The organism is Pantoea sp. EEL5 (assembly GCF_049892805.1).
GTDB lineage: Bacteria > Pseudomonadota > Gammaproteobacteria > Enterobacterales > Enterobacteriaceae > Pantoea > Pantoea ananatis.
In genome coordinates this window covers 1,117,829-1,140,739 of the sequence record NZ_JBNDNJ010000001.1, presented here as the reverse complement: position 1 = coordinate 1,140,739, position 22,911 = coordinate 1,117,829, and the positions used below count along the sequence as shown (strand labels likewise).

22 protein-coding genes are annotated in these 22,911 nt (G+C 52.5%); 13 read left to right on the top strand and 9 right to left on the bottom strand.

Annotated elements, in window-relative coordinates; translation table 11 throughout:
• Positions 1-819 precede the first annotated feature (819 nt).
• A complete protein-coding gene (locus ACPXSQ_RS05560; RefSeq protein WP_014593630.1) occupies positions 820-1,725 on the top strand; it encodes a winged helix-turn-helix domain-containing protein in 906 nt (301 codons plus the stop codon).
• Positions 1,718-2,176: a hypothetical protein gene (locus tag ACPXSQ_RS05555; RefSeq protein ID WP_019105277.1), complete on the top strand. Its 459-nt coding sequence runs from the start codon at positions 1,718-1,720 to the stop codon at positions 2,174-2,176. The genes ACPXSQ_RS05560 and ACPXSQ_RS05555 overlap by 8 nt, the downstream gene beginning before the upstream one ends.
• Positions 2,177-2,260: 84 nt before the next feature.
• On the opposite strand, the gene ACPXSQ_RS05550 is transcribed toward ACPXSQ_RS05555, so the two are convergent.
• The 6 genes from ACPXSQ_RS05550 to ytfQ form a co-directional block, all read right to left on the bottom strand.
• Positions 2,261-3,841: a sensor domain-containing diguanylate cyclase gene (locus tag ACPXSQ_RS05550; RefSeq protein WP_210456234.1), complete on the bottom strand. Its 1,581-nt coding sequence runs from the start codon at positions 3,839-3,841 to the stop codon at positions 2,261-2,263.
• A 25-nt stretch (positions 3,842-3,866) separates the two neighbouring features.
• Positions 3,867-4,247 (bottom strand): hypothetical protein, encoded by a 381-nt coding sequence (locus ACPXSQ_RS05545; RefSeq protein WP_024471565.1) that lies wholly within the window; start codon positions 4,245-4,247, stop codon positions 3,867-3,869.
• A 120-nt stretch (positions 4,248-4,367) separates the two neighbouring features.
• Complete coding sequence (gene yjfF, locus ACPXSQ_RS05540; protein ID WP_014593627.1) at positions 4,368-5,354, bottom strand: galactofuranose ABC transporter, permease protein YjfF; 987 nt, start codon at positions 5,352-5,354, stop codon at positions 4,368-4,370.
• Positions 5,351-6,367, bottom strand: coding sequence for a galactofuranose ABC transporter, ATP-binding protein YtfT (gene ytfT, locus ACPXSQ_RS05535; RefSeq protein ID WP_014593626.1), 1,017 nt, complete (start codon positions 6,365-6,367; stop codon positions 5,351-5,353). The genes yjfF and ytfT overlap by 4 nt, the downstream gene beginning before the upstream one ends.
• On the bottom strand, positions 6,360-7,880 hold the full coding sequence (locus ACPXSQ_RS05530; RefSeq protein WP_019105279.1) for a sugar ABC transporter ATP-binding protein: 1,521 nt from the start codon (positions 7,878-7,880) through the stop codon (positions 6,360-6,362). The genes ytfT and ACPXSQ_RS05530 overlap by 8 nt, the downstream gene beginning before the upstream one ends.
• Before the next feature lie 54 nt (positions 7,881-7,934).
• Positions 7,935-8,891, bottom strand: coding sequence for a galactofuranose ABC transporter, galactofuranose-binding protein YtfQ (ytfQ, locus tag ACPXSQ_RS05525; RefSeq protein WP_013025666.1), 957 nt, complete (start codon positions 8,889-8,891; stop codon positions 7,935-7,937).
• A 666-nt stretch (positions 8,892-9,557) separates the two neighbouring features.
• Between ytfQ and ydgT the strand changes: the two genes are divergently transcribed.
• The 9 genes from ydgT (at position 9,558) to nth (ending at position 17,064) form a co-directional block, all read left to right on the top strand.
• A complete protein-coding gene (gene ydgT / locus ACPXSQ_RS05520; protein ID WP_014605919.1) occupies positions 9,558-9,773 on the top strand; it encodes a transcription modulator YdgT in 216 nt (71 codons plus the stop codon).
• Positions 9,774-9,879: 106 nt separating this feature from the next.
• A complete protein-coding gene (locus tag ACPXSQ_RS05515; protein WP_013025664.1) occupies positions 9,880-10,323 on the top strand; it encodes a DUF2569 domain-containing protein in 444 nt (147 codons plus the stop codon).
• Positions 10,324-10,446: 123 nt separating this feature from the next.
• Positions 10,447-11,028 carry an electron transport complex subunit RsxA gene (gene rsxA, locus ACPXSQ_RS05510; RefSeq protein WP_013025663.1) on the top strand — a complete coding sequence of 194 codons (582 nt, stop codon included), beginning with the start codon at positions 10,447-10,449 and terminating at the stop codon, positions 11,026-11,028.
• Positions 11,028-11,606 carry an electron transport complex subunit RsxB gene (gene rsxB, locus ACPXSQ_RS05505; protein WP_013025662.1) on the top strand — a complete coding sequence of 193 codons (579 nt, stop codon included), beginning with the start codon at positions 11,028-11,030 and terminating at the stop codon, positions 11,604-11,606. The genes rsxA and rsxB overlap by 1 nt, the downstream gene beginning before the upstream one ends.
• Positions 11,599-14,043 (top strand): electron transport complex subunit RsxC, encoded by a 2,445-nt coding sequence (rsxC, locus tag ACPXSQ_RS05500; RefSeq protein ID WP_426143062.1) that lies wholly within the window; start codon positions 11,599-11,601, stop codon positions 14,041-14,043. The genes rsxB and rsxC overlap by 8 nt, the downstream gene beginning before the upstream one ends.
• Entirely contained in the window at positions 14,044-15,102 is a 1,059-nt protein-coding gene (gene rsxD / locus ACPXSQ_RS05495; RefSeq protein WP_426143060.1) for an electron transport complex subunit RsxD, read from the top strand.
• Between the two features lie 3 nt (positions 15,103-15,105).
• Positions 15,106-15,738 carry an electron transport complex subunit RsxG gene (gene rsxG, locus ACPXSQ_RS05490; protein ID WP_172796946.1) on the top strand — a complete coding sequence of 211 codons (633 nt, stop codon included), beginning with the start codon at positions 15,106-15,108 and terminating at the stop codon, positions 15,736-15,738.
• Complete coding sequence (locus tag ACPXSQ_RS05485; RefSeq protein ID WP_014605923.1) at positions 15,731-16,435, top strand: electron transport complex subunit E; 705 nt, start codon at positions 15,731-15,733, stop codon at positions 16,433-16,435. The genes rsxG and ACPXSQ_RS05485 overlap by 8 nt, the downstream gene beginning before the upstream one ends.
• Complete coding sequence (gene nth, locus ACPXSQ_RS05480) at positions 16,432-17,064, top strand: endonuclease III (RefSeq protein WP_013025657.1); 633 nt, start codon at positions 16,432-16,434, stop codon at positions 17,062-17,064. The genes ACPXSQ_RS05485 and nth overlap by 4 nt, the downstream gene beginning before the upstream one ends.
• A gap of 55 nt (positions 17,065-17,119) precedes the next feature.
• On the opposite strand, the gene ACPXSQ_RS05475 is transcribed toward nth, so the two are convergent.
• A complete protein-coding gene (locus ACPXSQ_RS05475; RefSeq protein WP_013025656.1) occupies positions 17,120-17,818 on the bottom strand; it encodes a CTP synthase C-terminal region-related (seleno)protein in 699 nt (232 codons plus the stop codon).
• Positions 17,819-18,417: 599 nt separating this feature from the next.
• Between ACPXSQ_RS05475 and dtpA the strand changes: the two genes are divergently transcribed.
• Together dtpA and gstA are read left to right on the top strand one after the other, a co-directional pair.
• Positions 18,418-19,902, top strand: coding sequence for a dipeptide/tripeptide permease DtpA (dtpA, locus tag ACPXSQ_RS05470; RefSeq protein ID WP_013025655.1), 1,485 nt, complete (start codon positions 18,418-18,420; stop codon positions 19,900-19,902).
• Positions 19,903-20,054: 152 nt separating this feature from the next.
• The gene (gstA, locus tag ACPXSQ_RS05465) at positions 20,055-20,660 is read left to right on the top strand and encodes a glutathione transferase GstA (protein WP_014605926.1); all 606 of its coding nucleotides are present in this window, start codon (positions 20,055-20,057) and stop codon (positions 20,658-20,660) included.
• Positions 20,661-20,688: 28 nt separating this feature from the next.
• On the opposite strand, the gene pdxY is transcribed toward gstA, so the two are convergent.
• The gene (gene pdxY / locus ACPXSQ_RS05460) at positions 20,689-21,549 is read right to left on the bottom strand and encodes a pyridoxal kinase PdxY (RefSeq protein WP_013025653.1); all 861 of its coding nucleotides are present in this window, start codon (positions 21,547-21,549) and stop codon (positions 20,689-20,691) included.
• 56 nt (positions 21,550-21,605) lie between these two features.
• On the bottom strand, positions 21,606-22,880 hold the full coding sequence (tyrS, locus tag ACPXSQ_RS05455) for a tyrosine--tRNA ligase (protein ID WP_014605927.1): 1,275 nt from the start codon (positions 22,878-22,880) through the stop codon (positions 21,606-21,608).
• Positions 22,881-22,911: the final 31 nt, after the last annotated feature.

Genomic DNA, 22,911 nt, shown 5'->3' with positions numbered 1-22,911 from the left:
AATTCTCGCGTGATTTACTTAAACCACGGCTGATGCGTGATCTCAGGCTGCAGTGACGATGAGTATCATTGAGGTAGAGGTTCTTTGAAAATGGAGGGTGTATTCGTTCCGCTCAGTCTGCAATCTGGGCTTAATCTGGTTGGTTTAACAACCCTGCACATTATTTTCTTGCAGATTTTATCCTCGCCCAACCCCCCTGGTCGCATGATGTCTGTCTGCGCGACCTGAGGATTGCGCGCATGCAGCTACGCCTACCTCTGATGTGGATAGCGCTGACGGCTTATTAAAGTATGTATGTGCGTTTTTCATATGAGTGCGTATGCTGACAACAACGTCTGTTTTGAATGATGCAGTGAACGGCAGCAAGCGCGTAAACCAATGAGAGTTCAAATGAATCTGACACCTGCCGTTGACCAGAACGCCTGACTGACAGGGCAAATGAGAATGTATATAATTACTATTAGAGAAATTTTTGAGAAGTTAATTGCGCGTTTTAACATCGTTATCTGCTGTCTTTCGCGTGCGACAGCGGGCTACATAAGAAGCCTAAACCCGCTTCAGGTTCCCTCTAAAAACATTACTATTTTTTATTAAATTAAATTTAAAATTATAAACAATAAAATCAATTACTTACAACTTAAATCATGTATTTTATATTCCACTTAAATTAAAAAAGCCAAAGGCATGCAAATAAAACTCTTTTATTTAATTTGATTTGGAAATTATTCAGCACTATGCTGATGTCGATTCAGATAACAAATTTTTATCTATTAATTCCTTTCAATAGATGGGTATTCATGTCCATTTCTTTTGGTACAGATGGAGAGCACTTTGAGCCGAAAGATTACACTTAATCACTTTCTGGTTTTTGAACCCGAGAAAAAAAGAATTACTGGCAGAGGCAATCCGGCGATCATTAGTGCTTCAGCATCACTATGCTTCGAGTTGCTCATTGAAAATGTCGGTGAGTTAGTCACTCATCAACAGTTTTTTGACTATGCATGGCGTCGTTTTGGCATGGAGCCGACCTCTACGTCCCTCTATCAGAATATATCCAGCCTCAGGCGCGCACTGAGTAAAGCCGGACTGCAGGAAGACATCATTCGAACGATGCCCCGGCGTGGTTTTATTCTGTCACCACAAACCGTGGTGATGAAAGAAAATACCGTTACAGCCTCTTCAGCAACTGTCTTGAGTGAGAAAAATTATGAACCTCTTTCGTCAGAAGAAAACACAGAATCGCACGAGGGAGCATCTCCAGCCGTGTTACAGCACGCAGATGTCGAGGATGATAAAGATGATAAGACGGTTTTACCCTCAACACGTCAACGTGATCACTCGCCATGGCTACCCACAACAGAAATGTTGTTAGCACGACTCTCTTTTAAAAATGTGTTTTTTACCGCCATCACTTTCGTTTCTTTTTGCTGTATTTTTATTTTTATCAAAGTCGAACCGCAATCGGCAGAGCCCGTTTTCGCTCACAGCATGGACTATAAAGGCTGCGTGATTTTTAATAACTCAGACGCCTGGCTCAATAGCGCTGAGTTAAAAAAACGCGTAGATGATTTGGATATCAATTGTAAAGACAGTCAATATATCTATATGACATCTTTTAAAAATGCTGACAGACTCTCTTACTTTCAATGCCAGCACCCCTTGCACGCTACAATTCGAGCAAACTGTCTCTCTCATTATTATGTTAAGAATTTCAATGATGAATAAAATTCTGGTTCTGACAGGGCTATGCTTTATCGCTCTTTTATTGTATCCATTTAGTGGAAACCGGGAACACCGTATATCATGTAAAGCGGATATTTCTTATCAGTGGCAAGATAGCACGCTAAATTTATTCATTTCTCAAAACATCCAGAATGGCAAAGGTATACTGGCTCTCTCTGGTACGCTTCATGAAAAAAATAAAGCCGATGGTTATTTAAGTAAAACCATATCTTTCTCCTATCGAGAACAGGGCTATTATTATCACCTTAACTCAGATTTGGTCATCAACTCGCCACAAATGACCATGAGCGTTCAGGATCAAAGAAAATGGTTACCTGATTTCTTTATTGAAAAAGGGAAGCCTCTGCTGCTGAAAATCAGGCCTTACGGTGATAAAGCCTGGCTTTTTTACTCTGAGACTACGCCACTTTTCGTCTGTGAAAGAAGTAGTTAGCTTTTTTAACGATTTTTCACCCTTGTCCACTGCACGACGCTGAGATCTCAATGTTGATAATCTTGACGTCGTGCAGTGCATTTTTTACGACGAAATCAGTTTACTTCTGGCAGAAACAACTCTGTTTCGCCCCTCATGCTTTGCCTGGTACAACCATTGGTCAACGGAAAGCAATGTTTCCTCAATATCGTTGTTATGGTGAGCTAAACTCTCCACGCCAGCTGATATTGTCATTTTTCCTATTTCGCTAAATTGCGCACATGCGATATGTTCACGGATACGATTTGCAATAGATTCAGCCTCTGAGATTTGTGTATTCGGAAAGAAAACAACAAATTCTTCGCCACCAAACCGACAAACAATATCGTTAGTGCGGCAGCCTTTTTTTAAAAACATCGCGACGGCAACTAACGTTTTATCACCGATATCATGCCCATAGTGATCATTAATGCGCTTAAAGTAATCGATATCGAAAGAGGCAAGACTATGTTCGTTTTTAGCAGAGAGGTAAGGCGCGGTAAGTTGCTCAAATCCACGTCGGTTATACAGTTTGGTCAGATGATCGGTTATTGCATCATCACGTAATATGGCCAACGTTTTATTAATTGTGTTCGAATAAGCCAAAAAAGATTTTTTCAGCCGGTCAGATTCTTTATACCACGTTTTTATACCCTTGATTTTGGGAGGCAAATCCTTCGTTGTAGTAGACCGGGTCAGGCCAGCGAGTCTTTCGAGCGGTTTGGAAATCTGCGTGGAAACAAAGATGCTCACACCGACCAATAGCAATGCTATCACCAGTCCATAAACCAACACATCTTTAGCGATAAGCGTGAGTGTCGTGCTGACCACGTCAGGCGAAACGCATACGAATACGTGCCAGTTGGTTTTGATAACGTCTGAATAGCCTAACAGGCAGTCGCGTTGTTCTAACGTTGTCTTTAATCCACCGCTGCTGGCCTGATTCAGCCGCGTCGTCAGGCTGGTAGTCAAAGGATTGTTTTTTCCTGTAAGCATCTCATCAGGTGAATAAATGACTTCTCCAGTATCTGAAACAATGCTGATCGTTGTTTTATCAGTGTAAAAATGATGGCTCATGAGGCGGCTTAAAATACTTTTTCTTTTCAGGTAGATAGATCCTGCAATATAACCCAGATACGCCCCCGAAGAGGAATAGATCGGGTTCGACAAAAAAATGAGATAGTTACCTGTGGAAGGTGTAAAGGGTTCTGATACGAACGCCCCCTTTTTTACCGCCATCAACTGCTCAGGGGCAACATTCAAAGACGTACCAACAGGCAGTAAACCTGGTGGAGAGGATGCCGCAACGTAACCGTCTGGCGTTAGCATCACGACTGAACTGAACATATCCGATTGCAGTCTTAATCTGTCAGCTTCTTGCTGTAGTGCCTGTTTGTCTTCAAAACGTTTAATCTGAGTGGCACTGTATGCAAGCTCTTTTTGTGCCGTTCTGAATGTACTGTCGGTCATATCAGCAAGCTTACGGGCATAGGCGGTGTTAGATTCAATAATTCTTTTTTCAGTCAGAATCTTAAGAACAACGCCCACCACCAATATCAGCATGAGTGCAGTAATGACTATGCAACCAACAGAATGCAGGCACAGAAGCCCTTTTAACGAGGGTTTATAGGTTTTATTCATTCCCACAGCAGGTCTCTGTTATTTGCCATCATTATTTCAAAGATATTAGCACTGCCTGGAAAAAACAAAGCGTTTCACGGCTAAACGTCACCCTCTTACTCTCGCTAATCAGCGACATCGCGCTGATAAAGGCGTAAATCCAGCGCTTGCCAGACTGGCAATCCGGTGACGCAGTTATACCGCTGGCACCCTCTTCTCCATCATTAACCTTATTCTGCCGTGAAAAAAGAGGCGGGCCGTCGTTAACGTCTTCTGAAACAGGCCAAATACGTACAGGACAGGCATTCATTGCAAATGCGTTATGACCTGCTAGCAATAATAAACCGACATAACGCAGAGGGAATGGACATGCTTTATCCGTGATTGAGAAAGCATGCAGGCTGGCATGATGTGATACAACGCATGCACCCACACGATGAATAATCCCTGTTCAGGCAATGCTTATTCACTCACGCTCTCTCACCTACCATTACCGATTATGGGTTGCGCCACCTGCTACTCAAAAAAGCGGCGCATCAGCGCCGCCCTTAGCTTATTGAATCAGCCGTTTCACCGGCGCGTTCCGTTGACGATCCCAAATTACCGTCAGCAGGCGCTGTAACGCGATAAACGCAAACAGCAAAATGCCAATAGCAATCTTGGTCCACCAGGAACTGAGCGTGCCGTCAAAGTTGATCCAGGTTTGAATAAGCCCCTGAATTAACACGCCGAACAAGGTGCCCAGCACCGTGCCTACGCCACCCGAGAGTAAGGTTCCGCCAATCACTACAGAGGCAATCGCATCCAGTTCCACGCCCAATCCAGCCAGGGCATAGCCCGCCGAGGTATAGATGGAAAACACAATGCCGGCCAGCGTCGCCAGGGTAGTCGACAGCATGTAGATCTTAATGGTGGTGGCGCGGGTTGAAACGCCCATGAGTTGCGCGGAGGTCAGGCTGCCGCCAATCGCATAAACCTGATTACCAAAGCGAGTGCGATGCGCCAGAATGATCCCGCCCGCCACCACCACCAGCATGATCAGCGCCAGCAAACTGAGCCGCCCGCCCCCCGGAACCTTCCATGCCATGCTGGACAGCGTGGCGTAAAGAGGATGATCGATCGGAATAGAATTCTCAGAGACCAGGTAACTGCAGCCGCGCAGAAAAAACATGCCCGCCAGGGTGATAATAAATGCGGGAATTTTCAGCGCATCAATCAGCCAGCCCATCATGGCACCAAACATCGCTCCCATACTCAGGATGAGGGCAAACGCCAGGACGGGGTTGAGGTGATAGTCACCGATAACCTTTGCCAAAAATACACCCGAAAACGCAATGACGGCCCCCACCGAAAGATCGATGCCGCCCGATAAAATCACAAAGGTCATACCGACAGCGATAATGCCGAGGAAGGCGTTATCCGTCAAAATGTTACAGATCACCCGCGTGGAAGCAAAGCCGGGAAACTGGCTCAGGCAAAACAGATAGCCCATGACGAACACCAGTAGGGTGATCATTAGAGGCAGATGACGTTTAATCATGATGGACGTCTCCGTTTAAACATCGCAATAAAGCGCGGGGATTGCAGAAGCAGAACGCACATGACCACTATCGCCTTCACCACCTGATTCAACTCTGGCGGAAAGCCAGAGAGTAGAATACCGGTGTTCATCGACTGAATAATCAGCGCACCTATCAATGACAGCACGATGTTAAACCGGCCGCCCATCAGGGATGCTCCGCCGATGACCACGGCGAGAATCGCATCCAGTTCCAGCCACAATCCGGCATTGTTAGCATCTGCGCCACGAATATCCGCCGCCACAATCAGGCCGGCTACCGCCGCGCAAAGGCCGCTGATGGCATAGGTGGACATCACCACCAGCCAGCCATTTACGCCTGCATTGCGCGCGGCGCGCAGGTTAATGCCCACGGCTTCGATAAACAGCCCCAGGGCGGTTTTACGCGCCAGTAGCCAGACCAGCAACGCAACCGCCACCGTGATCCAGACCGGCACCGGTAACAACCACAGCGCCCCATTCCCAAACCAGCCAAGGCTGTCATTATTAAAGGTTACGATTTGCCCCTGAGTAATAAGCTGAGCAATACCGCGTCCGGCGACCATTAAAATCAGCGTGGCAACAAACGGCTGGATACGGAGCAAGGCCACCAGAATGCCGTTCCATATGCCGCAGGCCAGACCGCTGGCCAGCGTCACCATAATGATAAAGGGTACACCGTGCCCGGCGACGGTCAGCGTAGCGGCGGTGGCGCCGGCAATCGCCATCACGGCGCCGACCGACAGGTCGATCCCGCCGGTGGCGATGACCAGCGTCATGCCGATGGCCAGTAAAGCAACGGGCGCGGCGCGGTTGATAATGTCGATCGGACTGCCAAACAGCCGTCCGTCCTGAAGATGAATCGCAAAAAAGTTATTCGCGACCAGGCTGTCAACTAACAGCACCAGCAACAGGGCAATAATCTGCGGCATGCCGGGCGGCAGCCTGAACTTGCGACGTTGAGGTTTGGTCGCGGTGACCGGGGATTCAAGCATGCTGCGTACCTCCGTCAGCAATAGCGTTAACGATTGCCGCCACTGAAAGCTGCTCCAGTGGAATTTCAGCCACCTGTTTCAGATCACGCATGATCAATACACGATCGGCGTAGCCGACCAGCTCTTCCAGCTCTGAAGAGATAACCAGCAGCGCCAGACCATCAGCACACAGCGACTCGATGAGGCGGATAATTTCCGCATGAGCGCCCACATCAATGCCGCGCGTCGGTTCATCCAGGATCAGGAACTGCGGTTTTGTCACCAGCCAGCGTGACAGCAGAACCTTTTGCTGATTGCCGCCCGATAACAGCTCAACGGGCTGCTCTGCATGCGGCGTGCGAATACCCAGACTTTTAATAAAACGTTCGGCAATCGCCTGCTGTTCCCGTTTTTTAATCGGCCGTAACCAGCCGCGCTGCGCCTGCAGGGCCAGAATAATGTTTTCCCGCACCGAGGCCGCACCAATGATACCGTCGGTTTTGCGGTCTTCCGGACAGAACCCCATGCCCAGGCGTGAAGCCTGAGCAGGCGTGCGAATGTGTTCAACTTTGCCTTTGATCTTTGCCGTACCGCGATCGGCGCGACGAATACCAAATAACACTTCGGCCGTTTCAGTGCGTCCGGACCCCAGCAGTCCGGCCAGCCCCACCACTTCGCCGGGCCTGACCTGCAGGCTGAAAGGCTCGATCGTGCCTTTCTTGCCGTAATCTTCAAAAGACACCACAGGCTGATTACTGCGTAGCGTGCTGCCCTGACGCTGCAGCGCGGTCGCCATCAGCTCACGGCCAATCATCAGTTTCACCAGTTCAATCTGCGGCAGCGTTGCCGTGTCATGCGTGGCGATGAATTTACCATTGCGCAGTACGGTGATGCGGTCGGTGATGCGATAAACCTGATCCAGAAAATGCGTGACGAAAATCAGGCTCATGCCGCGATTTTTCAGCTGCGTCATGAGGGTAAACAGCATTTCAACCTCGCTGGCATCCAGGCTGGCAGTAGGTTCATCCAGAATCAGGACCTGCGCAGAAAGATCGACAGCCCGGCAGATGGCAATGATCTGCTGCATGGCGACTGAATAGTGGCCAAGGGGCCGGGTGACATCAAGGGCAAAACCGTAATTACGCATCAGGGCATCGGCATCGCGAACCATGCGCTTACGATCGATCATGCCAAAACGACGCGGTTCACGCCCGATATACAGGTTATCTGCCACCGACATGTTGGGCAGCAGGTTAACTTCCTGATAAACCGTACCGATACCGATATCCTGGGCTTCGGCGGTGCTGTGCGGCGAAATCGCCTGGCCGTTTAGCGTTACGGTGCCGCTGTCCCGGGTGTAAACGCCGGTCAGGACTTTTATGAGTGTGGATTTTCCGGCGCCGTTTTCACCTAACAGCGCCATGATCTCGCCTTTACGCAGGCTGAAAGACACATCGTCCAGCGCTTTGACGCCCGGGAAGCCTTTACTGACGCCGCTGATGGCTAAAAGAGGTTGTTCGTTGTGTGTGGTCATGCTGTCAACTCCGCCCTACATCATGGAAAACCGCCCCGAAGGGCGGCCTGCGGCTTAGTAACCCATGTTCTTTTTCTTATCTAACTCGGCCTGCGCGTCAGCAGGTAAAAAGAGTTTTGATTGCGTTCTGATAATTTTTGGCGGCAGCGTGCCGTCTTTTTTGAATTTTTCCAGCGCGTCAAACGCCGGGCCTGCCATGTTTGGCGTTAATTCCACGTTTGCGTTGGCTTCGCCTGCCAGCATGGCTTTATAGATATCAGGTACACCGTCAATCGAACCAGTCAGGATGTCTTTACCCGGTTTCAGGCCGGCCTCTTTGATGGCCTGAATGGCACCGATGGCCATGTCATCGTTATGGGCGTAAACCATGCAAATGTTTTTGCCGTTATTCTCTGCTTTGATAAAGCTTTCCATGACTTCTTTACCTTTACTGCGGGTGAAGTCGCCAGACTGAGAACGGATGATTTTGATATTAGGATGACCGCTAATCGCTTCGGCAAAGCCTTTTTTGCGGTCGATGGCGACGCTGGCGCCTACCGTGCCTTGAAGTTCAACGACGTTACACTTCTTGTCGCCCACCGTTTTCACCAGCCAGTCACCGATAAGCTTACCTTCCAGCACGTTATCCGCCGTTACGACAGCCTGGTACAACGAGTTGTCTTTCACCACAATGGCGCGATCCAGCAGGTAAACCGGGATTTTCGCGTCTTTAGCTTCTTCTAATACCGGCTCCCAGCCCGTCTGAACCACTGGTGCGATAAAGATGGCATCAACGCCCTGCGCAATAAATGAACGCACGGCCTTGATTTGGTTCTCTTGTTTTTGTTGTCCATCGGCAATCTTCAGATTGATGCCGCGTTTTTTGGCTTCGCTTTTTGCCACATTGGTTTCAGCCGAGCGCCAGCCGGATTCCGAACCAACCTGTGAGAATCCCACTGTCATTTCCGCCGCTAACACTGAGCCACTTAATGCGGCGCTGACCAGCGTGGTCAGGAGTAAACGTTTCCACATAGTTTTTATTCCTCTGAAGGGCGTTCGCTGTATAGGGTAAAGTGCCCATTAAGACTGACGTAAAAAAAAGTAAATTAGGGCGACACGCTTCACAAAATCGAGCGATTTAAAGGAGTTACGCGTTTCATGAGGGGGCATTTCATCAGGGGTTATGGACAAAACGCCTGTGTTTTTTTTCAACTTATGATAAATAAATGTAATAAACAGAATCGTTTAAGTGTAGGCCAGTTGAAAACGATTACAGGGAGGCGTACAGAATGAGTTACGGCAATTATTCGGCGACAAAAAGTGCATTTTGTGATTTCCAGCACATCCCTACACGGCCCTGTATATCGAATGAAACGATTCCGCTATAAGCCTTTGTTGAGGGTTTACTGACGTTCTCTTCATCTGACGCGGGAAACGGGAATTAATGGCAGTCGATTCGTACATATAAACAAATAAAAAGTTACCTGGTCTGATCAACCCAAACAACATACGCCCTGTACAGCACCTGACCTGATAACGGCGGCGACGTTTACTGTGCACGAAAATGATGAAAAGGGTTGTTTAGCGATCAATCTCTCGTGATTGTCTGATTTTTGCTTTTTTTAAGTGGCAGAACTGGACACGGCCGGGTGTCTCCCTATACTTGGCATTCTTTCCCATCCATCCGTTACGATAAAAATGACTGCGCACGATTATCTTTTAAAATTCCGCAAAGTGAATAACCTCGACAGTCTGGAAAAACTCTACGACCATCTGAATTATTCCCTTTCTGACAACACCGATATCATCAATATGTACCGGGCTGCAGATCATCGTCGCGCAGAGCTGGTATCCGGTGGTCGTCTGTTTGATCTGGGCTGCGTACCTAAATCGGTATGGCGCTACGTGGTATAATTCTGAGCTTCAGAATATTGTCTGAAAGCGCTTAGCCATAATGTTTCCCTTCTGTCTTAACATGCTATTCTGAGCCGCTTCTGACATTGAGACAGGATTAACCGCAATGAACACACAGGATGCCGCACCCCGAATTGGTGGCTGGCTTTTAGTGCCGCTGGCATGGTTGCTGATGACGCTGCTCACCACGGCGCTGGTGATGGCCATGTATCTGACACCGCTGTTTGATACACAATGGCGCGCCACCCTGTTTAATCACAGTTCGCTCGTCACCACCTACTGGGCCATTTCGCTTTTCACCGCCACCGCGCTGTGGGCTTACAGCATGTGGGTTGTGTGGATTTTCTTTAAGCGCTCTTCCCGGCTGCCCCGCCACTATATTGTCTGGTTGCTGATTACCGTGCTGCTGGCCCTGAAAACGTTTGCTTTTACGCCGGTTTCTGACGCCCGGGCGATTCAGACGTTACTGCTGTCTCTGGCGGCAGCGGCAATTTTTGTGCCTTATTTCAAGCGTTCAGCACGGGTAAAAGCGACGTTTACTCAGCGGTGAGGCCAAAATTATCGCTAACAGTTTAATCCTGAGTGCGGTTGTCCGTAGACAATGTTGTGTCACAGTTGTGATACAGCGTTTTATCAATGATAATAAGCCGCTTTCTGGTATTCAGGCGAAAAAATGACCGATTATCTCCTTCTCTTTGTGGGTACTGTGCTGGTGAATAACTTCGTTTTGGTGAAGTTCCTCGGCCTGTGTCCCTTTATGGGCGTTTCCAAAAAGCTGGAAACGGCGATTGGCATGGGCCTCGCCACCACATTTGTTATCACACTGGCCTCTATTTGTGCATGGCTGGTGAACCATCTTATTCTGGTGCCACTGGACTTAGTGTACCTGCGCACCATGGCCTATATTCTGGTGATCGCCGTGGTTGTGCAGTTCACCGAAATGGTGGTGCGCAAAACCAGCCCGTCGCTTTACCGACTGTTGGGTATTTTCCTGCCACTGATTACCACCAACTGCGCGGTGCTGGGCGTTCCCTTGTTGAGTGTTAACCTCAACCACACCTTTCTGCAGGCGGCGCTGTATGGATTCAGCGCCTCGCTGGGCTTCTCGCTTGTCATGGTGCTGTTTGCCGGTATGCGTGAGCGCCTGGTTCTGGCAAACGTGCCTGCCCCGTTCAAAGGAAACTCGATTGCGCTGATCACCGCAGGCCTGATGGCACTGGCGTTTATGGGCTTTACCGGTTTGGTGAAATTCTGATGAGTGCGATTTGGATAGCGGTTGCGGTATTAAGCGCCCTGAGCCTTGTGTTTGGCGCCCTGCTGGGTTACGCCTCACGACGCTTTGAGGTTGAAGAGGATCCCATTGTTGAGCAGATCGACGCTGTTCTTCCGCAAAGCCAGTGCGGCCAGTGCGGTTATCCTGGCTGTCGTCCTTATGCTGATGCGGTGGGCAATAACGGTGAAGCCATCAACAAATGTGCGCCCGGTGGCGAACAGACCATGCTGAAGCTGGCGGCCCTGCTCAACGTTGAGCCGCAGCCGATTGATGGCGACGAAGAAGCCAAAGCGCCCGTGCGCACCGTAGCATGGATAGATGAAGCGAACTGTATTGGCTGCACGAAATGTATTCAGGCCTGCCCGGTTGATGCCATCGTTGGCGCAACACGCGCCATGCACACCGTGCTGAGCGACGTGTGTACGGGCTGCGACCTGTGTGTCGCGCCTTGTCCTACCGATTGTATTGAGATGCGTCCGGTTGCCACCACCACGGCCAACTGGAAATGGGATCTTGAAACCATTCCTGTTCGGGTGATCCCGGTAGAGAGTCATGCTTAATCTGCTAAATTTTTTTAAAAAAGAGAAAACCTGGGATTTTCAGGGCGGCATTCATCCGCCTGAAATGAAAACCCAGTCTAACGGTACGCCGCTGGCCGAGCTGCCGCTGCCGCACCGGTTTATTATTCCGCTGAAACAGCATATTGGTCATGAAGGTGAGATCTGCGTATCGCCGGGCGATCGCGTACTGCGCGGTCAGCCACTGACGTTTGGCCAGGGCAGAATGCTGCCGGTGCACGCACCGACGTCCGGCGTCATCGAGGATATTGCCCAGCACATGACGGCTCACCCTTCGGGCCTGTCAGAGCTGTGTATTTTCCTGACGCCGGATGGTGAGGACCGCTGGATGCCGCTGGAACCGCTGCCGGACTACCGCCAGCATGAACGAGCCGCTATCCTGAAACGCATTCACGATGCCGGCATCGCCGGCCTGGGCGGCGCAGGCTTCCCGACCGCCACTAAACTGAAAGGCGGCCTGCGGGGCGTTAAAACGCTGATTATCAATGCCGCCGAGTGTGAGCCCTATATCACCGCTGACGATCGGCTGATGCAGGATTACGCAGCCGAAGTGCTGGAAGGCAGCCGGATTCTGGCCTGGGTCTTACAGGCAGATCGCGTTTTAATTGGCATCGAAGATAACAAACCTGAAGCCATCGCCGCTCTGAAGCAGGCGCTGGGCGGTGAGCGCGATCTCCAGATTCGCGTCATTCCCACCAAGTATCCTTCGGGCGGTGCCAAACAGCTCACCAAAATTCTTACCGGTATGGAAGTGCCGCACGGCGGACGCTCGACGGACATTGGCGTGCTGATGCAAAACGTCGGCACGGCCTGGGCGGTTAAGCGCGCCATCATTAATGGCGAGCCCATCACCGAGCGCGTAGTCACCCTGACAGGTGAAGCCATCGCCCAGCCACGTAATGTGTGGAGCCGGTTGGGTACGCCAATCAGTCATCTGCTTCATCAGGTCGGTTTTCATCCCTCACCACGCCAGATGGTGATTATGGGCGGCCCGCTGATGGGCTTTACCCTGCCGTCACTGGATGTTCCGGTGGTTAAAATCACCAACTGTATTCTGGCTCCGTCCAGCACGGAAATGGGCAACGACGAGCAGGAGCAGTCCTGTATTCGCTGCTCTGCCTGTGCTGATGCCTGCCCGGCTAAGCTGCTGCCGCAGCAGCTTTACTGGTACAGCAAAGGCGGCGATCATGATAAAGCCCGTGCGCACCATATTGATGACTGTATTGAATGCGGTGCCTGCGCCTATGTTTGCCCCAGCAACATCCCGCTGGTGCAGTATTACCGCCAGGAAAAAGCCGAGTTGCGGGCTATCGATCTGGAAGCCAAACGGACGCTGGAAGCGAAAGCACGGTTTGAAGCGCGTCAGGCACGACTCGAACGGGAAAAACAGGCACGTGAAGCACGTCATGCAGAGGCGAAGCAGCGCGTAGCGCGCAGCGACAGTGCTGAACTGGCTGCGGCTCAGGCACGCGCGAAAGCAAAACCTGGTGGAAACGAAGAGGCCGTCGCCGAGGCTCGCCATGCTCAGGCTCGCCTGCGCCAGGCTGAAGCCCAGTCGGAAACCCAGGCACTGAGCCGCCAGACGACCGATCCGCGCAAAGCGGCGGTTGAAGCCGCTATTGCGCGTGCTAAAGCAAAAAAATCAGCCGTTCCGGACGCGTCTGAAGAGGTGGCGGAGGATCCACGCAAGGCCGCCGTAGCCGCCGCCGTGGAGCGCGCCAAAGCGAAGAAAGCCGCGCAGGCCGCCAGCGCTGAAGGTACTGAGGATGTGCAGCCCGCCCCACAGGAGGATCCACGCAAGGCCGCCGTGGCCGCCGCCGTGGAACGTGCCAGAGCGAAGAAAGCCGCGCAGGCCGCCAGCGCTGAAAGTACTGAGGATGTGCCGCCCGCCCCGCCGGAAGACCCGCGCAAGGCCGCCGTGGCCGCCGCCGTGGAACGCGCCAGAGCGAAGAAAGCCGCGCAGGCCGCCGTCGCTGAAAGTACTGAGGATGTGCAGCTCGCCCCGCCGGAAGACCCGCGCAAGGCCGCCGTGGCCGCCGCCGTGGAACGCGCCAAAGCGAAGAAAGCCGCGCAGGCCGCCGTCGCTGAAAGTACCGAGGATGTGCAGCCCGCTCCGCCGGAAGACCCGCGCAAGGCCGCCGTGGCCGCCGCCGTGGAGCGTGCCAAAGCGAAGAAAGCCGCCGCCGCCCTGGCTCGCGCGGAGGACGCTTCTCGCGATGCTGCACTGGCTGCAACAGAGGCGCACCGTGACGTCGAGCAGGCGGAAATGGCGCAAGAACAAGCCAATAATGCGAATGCTGAAGCCGAACAGGCGCCGGAACTTGAGCACCCTACTGACGCGCGCAAAGCCGCTATTGCGGCTGCTATCGAACGTGCCAAAGCGCGTAAAGCGCAATCGACATTGACACCTGAGGACTAAATGGCTTTTCGTATAGCAAGTTCACCTTATACCCACAACCGGCGCAGCACCGGCAACATCATGATGCTGGTGGTGCTGGCTGCGCTGCCGGGCTTTGCAGCGCAGTGTTATTTCTTTGGCGTGGGCACGCTGTTGCAGGTGATTCTGGCCTCGGTAACGGCGTTGCTTACCGAAGCGGCCATCCTGCGTTTACGCAAAAGCCCGGTTGCTGCCAACCTTGCGGATAATTCAGCCCTCTTGACGGCCATTCTGCTGGGAATCAGCATCCCCTCTCTGGCGCCCTGGTGGCTGGTAGTGATCGGTACAGTCTTTGCGATTGTGATCGCCAAGCAGCTTTACGGTGGACTGGGACAAAATCCCTTTAATCCGGCGATGGTAGGCTATGTGGTGCTACTGATCTCGTTTCCGGTACAGATGACCAGTTGGATGCCGCCGGACGCGTTACAGATGATTAAACCGGGGATGCTCGATTCACTCAGTATGATTTTTACCGGCCATACTCTTGCGGGCGACACGATGCAGCAGCTGCAGCTCGGTGCCGATGGCGTCAGCCAGGCCACGCCGCTCGATACATTCAAAACCGGCCTGCGCGCGGGCCACAGCGCCGCGCAACTTCTGGCACAGCCCATTTACAGTGGTGTGCTCGCGGGTCTCGGCTGGCAGTGGGTTAACCTGGGTTATCTGGTGGGCGGTCTGTTCCTGTTATGGAAAAACGCCATTCGCTGGCATATCCCGGCTGCCATTTTGCTGTCGCTGGCCTTCTGCGCAACGCTGGGCTGGCTGTTCTCGCCCGCTACGCTCAACAGCCCAGTGATTCATATGTTCTCAGGTGCCACTATGCTTGGGGCATTTTTTATTGCTACCGATCCGGTCACCGCTTCGACGACCGACCGTGGTCGTTTACTCTACGGTGCGCTGATTGGGCTGCTGATCTGGTTAATTCGCAGCTTCGGCGGATATCCGGACGGCGTTGCTTTCGCTGTATTGCTGGCTAATATATGCGTACCGCTGATTGACTATTACACTCAGCCGCGTGTTTACGGCCATCAAAAGGATTAAATGATGCTGGACACGATACGCAAAAATGGCGTGACGCTGGCGCTGTTTGCCGCCATTACGACCGGCGTGACGGCTATAGTGAATACGGTCACTAAGCCAACCGTTGAGCATCAGACGCAACTGCAGCAGAAAAATTTGCTGGACCAGGTGGTGCCGACCGATATGTACGACAACCACATTCAGCAGGAATGTTACGTTGTCACTAATGCGGCGCTGGGTAACACCAATCCTCACCATCTTTATCTGGCACGTAAAGGCAACCAGCCTGTTGCCGCGGCGCTGGAAACGACGGCACCGGACGGCTATTCCGGCGCGATACAGATGCTGGTCGGGGCTGACTTTAACGGTAAGGTGCTGGGCGTCCGCGTGATTGAACATCATGAAACGCCCGGTTTAGGCGATAAAATAGAACTGCGCATTTCTGACTGGATTAACAGCTTTAATGGCAAAGTGGTAACAGGTCCGGATGATAAAGCGTTTGCCGTTAAAAAAGACGGTGGCGAATTCGATCAGTTCACTGGCGCCACGATTACCCCACGAGCCGTCGTGAATGCCACCAAACGTACGGCATTATTAATTGAATCCCTGAAAGGGAAACTCTCTTCGTTACCCGAATGTGGAGACGCAAATGAGTGAAGCTAAAAACCTGCTGGTAGGCGGGCTGTGGAAAAATAACTCGGCGCTGGTACAGCTGCTGGGCCTGTGTCCGCTGCTGGCGGTGACCGCCACCGCCACCAATGCGTTGGGGCTGGGGCTGGCCACCACGCTGGTGCTGACCCTGACCAACAGCTTTATTTCCGCCTCGCGCCGTTGGGTGCCCTCGGAGATTCGCATCCCCATTTACGTGATGATCATCGCGTCCGTGGTGAGCTGTGTACAGATGCTGATTAATGCTTATGCCTATGGCCTGTATCAGTCGTTGGGCATTTTTATTCCGCTTATCGTGACCAACTGTATCGTGGTAGGCCGTGCCGAGGCCGTCGCATCGAAAAGCAGCATCCCTCTTGCAGCCCTTGATGGTTTTGCCATTGGGATGGGCGCAACCTGCGCAATGGTGGTGTTGGGTTCCCTCCGTGAAATTATTGGCAGCGGGACGCTGTTTAACGGTGCAGACCAGCTGTTAGGCCCGTGGGCAAAAGCATTAAAAATTGAGGTGATTCATCTGGATTCACCGATGCTGCTGGCGATGTTACCACCAGGCGCCTTTATTGGTCTGGGCATGATGCTGGCGGGTAAATACCTGATCGATCAAAAAATGAAGCAGCGTGCTGTGCGCCGTGCTGAAGAGCAGGCGCTGGCTGCACCGCAAGGCAATACCGGAAAAGCCGTGTGAACCAGACAAAGCGTACCGAGATCCTCAGCCGTTTGCAGCAGGCTAATCCTCATCCTACGACCGAGCTGCAGTTTAGCTCGCCGTTTGAATTATTGATTGCGGTTCTGCTCTCTGCCCAGGCCACCGACGTCAGCGTGAATAAAGCCACCGCAAAGCTCTACCCGGTCGCGAATACGCCCGCTGCGATGCTGGCGCTGGGCGTGGACGGTGTGAAGGAATACATTAAAACGATCGGACTGTTCAACAGCAAGGCTGAGAATGTCATCAAAACCTGCCGCATTCTGCTGGAACAACACGGCGGAGTGGTGCCCGAAGATCGTGCAGCCCTGGAAGCGCTGCCCGGTGTGGGCCGTAAAACGGCAAACGTGGTGCTCAACACCGCCTTTGGCTGGCCCACCATCGCAGTGGATACCCATATTTTTCGCGTCTGCAACCGGACAAATTTCGCCCCCGGCAAGAATGTCGAGCAGGTCGAAGAAAAACTGTTAAAGGTTGTGCCCAAGGCATTCAAAGTGGACTGTCACCACTGGCTGATTCTGCACGGTCGCTATACCTGTGTGGCCCGTAAGCCGCGCTGTGGCGCCTGTCTGATTGAGGACCTGTGCGAATACCCGGATAAAGTGGAATAACGCGAAGGTGTTGTCTGATAAAGCCTGTGAACACACAGGCTTTTTATTTTCTGATCTAACGCTGGTCCAGAGCCGCCTGCATCCAGGCAATCACCAGCGGAGAGTCCTTATCCTGTAAGGCTGCACGCTCGGACTGGAAGAGCGTGGCGACGTAAAAAGGATGATCGGTCAGTTCTATGCCGCGTACATCGCCATTGAGATCCCAGGCGGTGATACGCAAATTGTTGCCTTCCAGCGCTGCACTGAAGTCCGGGTTAACGCCAAAGTTGCAGTGATAGCCTTCATCGCTAGAGAGGCTGTCGTAGGCGGTGGCAATACGTGAACCGGGTTCAAATGTCACCTCACCGCGCTGCTCCACCAGCGAGCAACTTAACGGCGCAATCACCATCCGCCCTTCATCGCTGGTTTCTGCATGATTCGCATCATGCCAGCCCAGTACGTGACGTGCATAGTCGATAACGGCATACTGAAAACCGCCACAGGAACCCAGAAAAGGTTTTCCCCCTTCCCGTACCCAGCGCAGCATACTGAAGACGCCCTCATCATTTTTATAGGGACTTCCCGGCACCAGCCATACGGCATGGCTTTGCCTGATGGCGGTTAAATCGCCCAGCTCAGGTGTTGGGATCCACTCAGGTTCAATATCGATAGCAAGATGGGCAGCGGCACGGGAAAGCGCCAGGGGAATAGCCTGATGCGCAACGGCTTCCGGACGATAGTCGCCGACTAACGCGAGACGTAAAGGTAACGGCATAGCAAAATTCCTCTTAACGAAATAAGGATGCTACGGCAGGGGGCAACAGATGTCGAGTCCCGAAGTGCGGCTCTGTCGTGTCTCCCACCCGATACAGCGAAGCGCTACGGGCACGCCGTACCCAGATAAGCTTTTTTCTCTGCTTGAATTAACAGGCAAAAATGTGACCTTAATCAACCTTTTTACGCCTTTGGTGGAGATTAACGTCATAATACGCAGACTATTTCATCAAATCGGCGTCAAAACCTGCTTTATAGCCAGATTGTCCTGAGAAAATATCACTTTCCGTTGTAAAGCTCGGCGTAACGCCGCTTTAGTAGTTAATGTCATTATTAACACTCCTGCAACCCCACCGCGACGTCATTACTTCACAGAAACGCTTAAAATCAGAATTAAATTCCAACTAATAATATTTATTTAGGTTTTAACGCCACACGATCGCTTTCCGGCAGAAGGTAGAAAACGCTTGCCCTGTCGCCTTTATTCAGCCAAATTAGTCGCCGTTTTTCCCATCTAATAAAAATCTGGCCCATGGTCTGATCACATGGCGCGGACTTAATTCCTGTCGCGACACAGGATATGAAATAACAGAGGTACAAGTGTCAACTGCAAACAAACACACCGACGAGGCCGTCAGCCTTAACGCGTTCAAACAGCCCAAAGCGTTTTACCTGATCTTTTCTATCGAATTATGGGAACGTTTTGGTTACTACGGCCTGCAGGCCATTATGGCGGTTTACCTGGTGAGACAACTGGGGATGTCGGAGTCCGACTCTATTACCCTGTTCTCCTCATTTAGCGCCCTGGTATATGGCCTTGTCGCCATCGGTGGCTGGCTGGGTGACAAAGTCCTCGGGACCAAACGCGTTATCGTTCTTGGCGTGCTGGTTCTGGCAATAGGTTATGCCCTTGTGGCTTTCTCGGGCCACAACGTCAGCATCGTTTATGTTGGTATGGCGACCATTGCCGTGGGAAGTGGCTTGTTTAAAGCTAACCCCTCTTCGCTGCTCTCGACGTGCTATGACAAAGACGATCCCCGTATTGATGGGGCCTTCACCATGTTCTACATGTCCATCAATATCGGTTCGCTGTTTTCAATGATGCTGACTCCGTGGTTAGCGGAGAAGTACGGCTACAACGTGGCGTTTTCGCTCTCGGTTGTCGGCCTGGTCATCACACTGCTTAACTTCCTGTTCTGCAAACGCCTGGTGAAAGACTTCGGCTCTAAACCGGACTTTGCCCCACTACAGTTCGGCAAACTGTTGATGACTCTGGTGGGAATTGTCGTCCTGGTCGCCCTGGCAAACTGGATGCTGCACCACCAGTCAATCGCCCGCGTGCTGTTAGGCGTGATAGCGTTCGGTATCTTTGTCATCTTTGCCAAAGAAGCCTTTGCCCTTCACGGCGCAGCCCGTCGTCGTATGATTGTTGCGTTCCTGCTGATGGTGGAAGCCATCGTGTTCTTCGTGCTCTATATGCAGATGCCAACGTCGCTTAACTTCTTTGCGATTCGCAACGTTGAGCACAGCATTTTGGGTATCACCTTTGCCCCTGAGCAATTCCAGGCGCTGAACCCGTTCTGGATCATGCTTGCCAGCCCGATTCTGGCAGCCGTCTACAACAAGCTGGGCGATAAACTGCCCATGCCGCACAAGTTCGCCATCGGTATGGTGCTGTGTTCAGCAGCCTTCCTGGTGTTACCGGTCGGCGCGAAGTTTGCCAGCGATGCGGGGATTGTGTCTGTTAACTGGCTGATTCTCAGCTATGGCCTGCAGAGCATTGGTGAACTGATGATTTCCGGTCTTGGCCTGGCGATGGTGGCGCAGCTGGTTCCGCAGCGTCTGATGGGCTTTATCATGGGTTCATGGTTCCTGACGACGGCGGGCGCAGCGGTCATTGCCGGTAAAGTGGCAAACCTGATGGCCGTTCCTGAAAACGTTACCGATCCGCTGATCTCCCTGGCCACCTACGGCAGAGTTTTCCAGCAGATTGGTATCGCGACGGCGGTCATCGCCGTGCTGATGCTGATTACCGCCCCTCTGCTGAACCGCATGACTCAAGATACGGCAGCAGACAAAGCCTGACTGAGGTCATGACTTTTCACGAAAACCGGGCCTGCCCGGTTTTTTTGTTTTTGTCGCCGATCAATGCCTCGCACATTCCTGCACCTTATTACTGGCAATTCCGCGCCATGAGATTACTATGCAAACACGATTCGCAACATGGTGGCCTCATTATGAAACTGTTTTGTAAAGCTGGTGCCTGTTCCCTTTCACCGCATATCGTCATGCGTGAATGTGGTCTGGACTTTACGCAGGTTAATGTTGATCTGCAGACTAAGCTCACCGAGCGCGGTGAAGATTTTCGCCAGATCAACCCCAAAGGTCAGGTGCCGGCCCTGCAGCTGAGCGATGGGAATGTATTAACGGAAGGCGCGGCGATTGTGCAGTATCTGGCCGATCTTAAACCCGATCGTCACCTCCTGGCCCCGGTGGGGAGCCTGACGCGTTATCACACCATTGAGTGGCTCGGCTATATCAGCAGCGAGTTACACAAAAGCTTCTCTCCCTTGTTTCGCAACGATGCGCCTGAGGAGTACAAAGCGTTGGTGCGCCGCCAGCTGGAGGCGAAATTTGCCTGGGTAAACGATGAGCTTAAAGACAAACAGTGGCTGATGGGCGTGCACTTTAGCGTCGCGGATGCCTATTTATTTGTGGTTACCCGCTGGGCAAAAGCGCTGAACCTGGATTTGGCCGCGCGGGACCACCTGCAACACTGGTTTGAACGCGTTGCAGAGCGGCCGTCGGTTCAGGCCGCGCTCAAAGCGGAAGGACTTAACTGATACGATGAGGGCCGTAACCGGCCCTTTTTTACAGCTTCTCAGCGGGGAAGACGTGCGTCGGTCGGACAATGGCATCCTGAGCGGCAACCAGTTGCAGTTCATACTCGCCCATCTCATGCGTTTTCAGCATCACTTCATAGACCGCAGCAGTGACGTGTTCCAGCGCCGCCTGCAGCGACAGCCCGTGCAGCAGATCGACCAGCAACAAGCCACTGGTCAGATCGCCCACGCCCACCGGTTGACGAACGCCAAAATCCACCAGCGGACGGCTGATGTGCCAGGCTTCACCGGCGGTCACCAGCAGCATCTCAAACCGATCGCTGCGGCGCCCTGCACGCGCCAGGTGCTTAATCAGCACGACTTTCGGCCCCTGGCTAATCAGCATACGTGCCGCGTCAACCGCCGTTTCTACGCTGGTTACGCTGCGTTCGCTGAGCATTTCCAGCTCCAGCAGGTTGGGGGCGATGATATCGCTGGCGGGAAGCGCCAGTTTGCAGTGGAACTCCGCCACGCCGGGTGCAACGATGCAGCCCTTTTCCGGGTGCCCCATAACCGGATCGCAGAAATACCAGGCTTCCGGGTTCGCGGCTTTTACCTGGCGCACGATTTCCAGAATGTTTTCGCCCTGCTCGGCCGAGCCCAGATAACCGCTGAGTACCGCATCACAGGTTTTCAGGCGGTCAATATCGGCAATGCCTTTGACGATATCGGTTAAGTGCGTGGCCGGCATCACGGTACCGGTCCAGTGGCCATATTGCGTATGGTTAGAAAACTGCACGGTATTCAGCGGCCAGACGTTCACACCCATACGGCGCATCGGGAACTCTGCCGCCGCGTTGCCCGCGTGACCAAACACCACGTGCGACTGAATTGCTAAAACGTTTTTCACTTTTTTGCCCTGTAGTGCCTTGCCATAAAAAAGGGCCGGAAACCGGCCCTGAAAGGTTACTGCCAGTTAATCAGGCAGTAATGCTTTTTACCGCGACGCAGCAGCGTGAAGCGGTTGAACAGCTTATCGCTGTCACTGAAACGGTACTCAGCATCAGACTGCTTTTCACCGTTCAGCGACACGGCATTCGAACCAATCATGGTGCGAGCCTGACCACGTGAAGGCACCAGCTCAGCTTTGACCAGAGCCTGTTGCAGATCGTCTTCGGCGCTTAGCGTGATGGTCGGCATACCATCCTGCGCCAGCTGTTCGAAGTCGGCCTCTGTCATATCGCTCAGCGCGCCAGAGAACAGGCTCTCGGTGATTCGTTTCGCGGCAGCCAGCCCCTCTTCGCCGTGCACCAGGCGCGTGACCTGCTCGGCCAGCACGTACTGCGCGCGCGGCGCGGTTCCGCTGTTTTTATCTTCTTCTTCCAGGGCATGAATCTCTTCAATGCTCAGGAAAGTGAAGAACTTCAGGAAGCGGTAAACATCCGCATCTGCGGTGTTGATCCAGAACTGGTAAAACTTGTAGGGACTGGTTTTCTTCGCATCCAGCCAGACCGCGCCGCCTTCGGTTTTACCGAACTTGGTGCCGTCCGATTTGGTGATCAGCGGAACGGTCAGACCAAATACCTGGTTCTGGTGCAGACGACGCGTCAGATCGATACCGGAGGTGATGTTACCCCACTGGTCAGATCCGCCAATCTGCAGGGACACGCCGTGCAGCGCATTCAGACAGGCGAAGTCGTAACCCTGCAGCAGGTTATAGGAGAATTCGGTGAACGAGATCCCCTGGTCGTCACGGTTCAGGCGCTGTTTAACGGCTTCCTTGTTGATCATCTGGTTAACAGAGAAGTGTTTACCGATGTCACGCAGGAAAGTCAGCACGTTCATATTGCCAAACCAGTCATAGTTATTGGCCGCAATCGCGCTGTTGGCACCACAGTCAAAATCCAGGAAGGGTGCGACCTGCGTCCGGATTTTTTCTACCCACTCACCGACGGTTTCGCTGGTGTTGAGTTTACGCTCTGCAGCTTTGAAACTGGGATCGCCAATTAAGCCCGTGGCGCCGCCTACCAGCGCAACCGGCTTGTGCCCGGCATCCTGAAAACGTTTGAGGCAGAGCAGTGGAACCAGATGGCCCAAATGCAAGCTGTCAGCAGTGGGGTCAAAGCCGCAATAGAGCGAAATTGGCCCTTGCGCCAGTTTCTCTACTAACGCGTCTTCATCCGTCACCTGGGCGATCAGGCCCCTCTCTTGCAATTGTTGTATCAGGTTACTGCTGGTCATCACTGACTCCAAATTGATCAGGCTGCACCTA

Coding starts and splice junctions, on each gene's coding strand:
- rsxB (WP_013025662.1), top strand. CDS start 11,028: ATGAGTGCGATTTGGATAGCGGTTGCGGTATTAAGCGCCCTGAGCCTT.
- ACPXSQ_RS05515 (WP_013025664.1), top strand. CDS start 9,880: ATGAACACACAGGATGCCGCACCCCGAATTGGTGGCTGGCTTTTAGTG.
- ACPXSQ_RS05555 (WP_019105277.1), top strand. CDS start 1,718: ATGAATAAAATTCTGGTTCTGACAGGGCTATGCTTTATCGCTCTTTTA.
- rsxA (WP_013025663.1), top strand. CDS start 10,447: ATGACCGATTATCTCCTTCTCTTTGTGGGTACTGTGCTGGTGAATAAC.
- gstA (WP_014605926.1), top strand. CDS start 20,055: ATGAAACTGTTTTGTAAAGCTGGTGCCTGTTCCCTTTCACCGCATATC.
- ACPXSQ_RS05485 (WP_014605923.1), top strand. CDS start 15,731: ATGAGTGAAGCTAAAAACCTGCTGGTAGGCGGGCTGTGGAAAAATAAC.
- rsxC (WP_426143062.1), top strand. CDS start 11,599: ATGCTTAATCTGCTAAATTTTTTTAAAAAAGAGAAAACCTGGGATTTT.
- ACPXSQ_RS05530 (WP_019105279.1), bottom strand. CDS start 7,880: ATGACCACACACAACGAACAACCTCTTTTAGCCATCAGCGGCGTCAGT.
- rsxD (WP_426143060.1), top strand. CDS start 14,044: ATGGCTTTTCGTATAGCAAGTTCACCTTATACCCACAACCGGCGCAGC.
- ydgT (WP_014605919.1), top strand. CDS start 9,558: ATGACTGCGCACGATTATCTTTTAAAATTCCGCAAAGTGAATAACCTC.
- yjfF (WP_014593627.1), bottom strand. CDS start 5,354: ATGATTAAACGTCATCTGCCTCTAATGATCACCCTACTGGTGTTCGTC.
- rsxG (WP_172796946.1), top strand. CDS start 15,106: ATGCTGGACACGATACGCAAAAATGGCGTGACGCTGGCGCTGTTTGCC.
- ytfT (WP_014593626.1), bottom strand. CDS start 6,367: ATGCTTGAATCCCCGGTCACCGCGACCAAACCTCAACGTCGCAAGTTC.
- ytfQ (WP_013025666.1), bottom strand. CDS start 8,891: ATGTGGAAACGTTTACTCCTGACCACGCTGGTCAGCGCCGCATTAAGT.
- tyrS (WP_014605927.1), bottom strand. CDS start 22,880: ATGACCAGCAGTAACCTGATACAACAATTGCAAGAGAGGGGCCTGATC.
- ACPXSQ_RS05560 (WP_014593630.1), top strand. CDS start 820: ATGGAGAGCACTTTGAGCCGAAAGATTACACTTAATCACTTTCTGGTT.
- ACPXSQ_RS05475 (WP_013025656.1), bottom strand. CDS start 17,818: ATGCCGTTACCTTTACGTCTCGCGTTAGTCGGCGACTATCGTCCGGAA.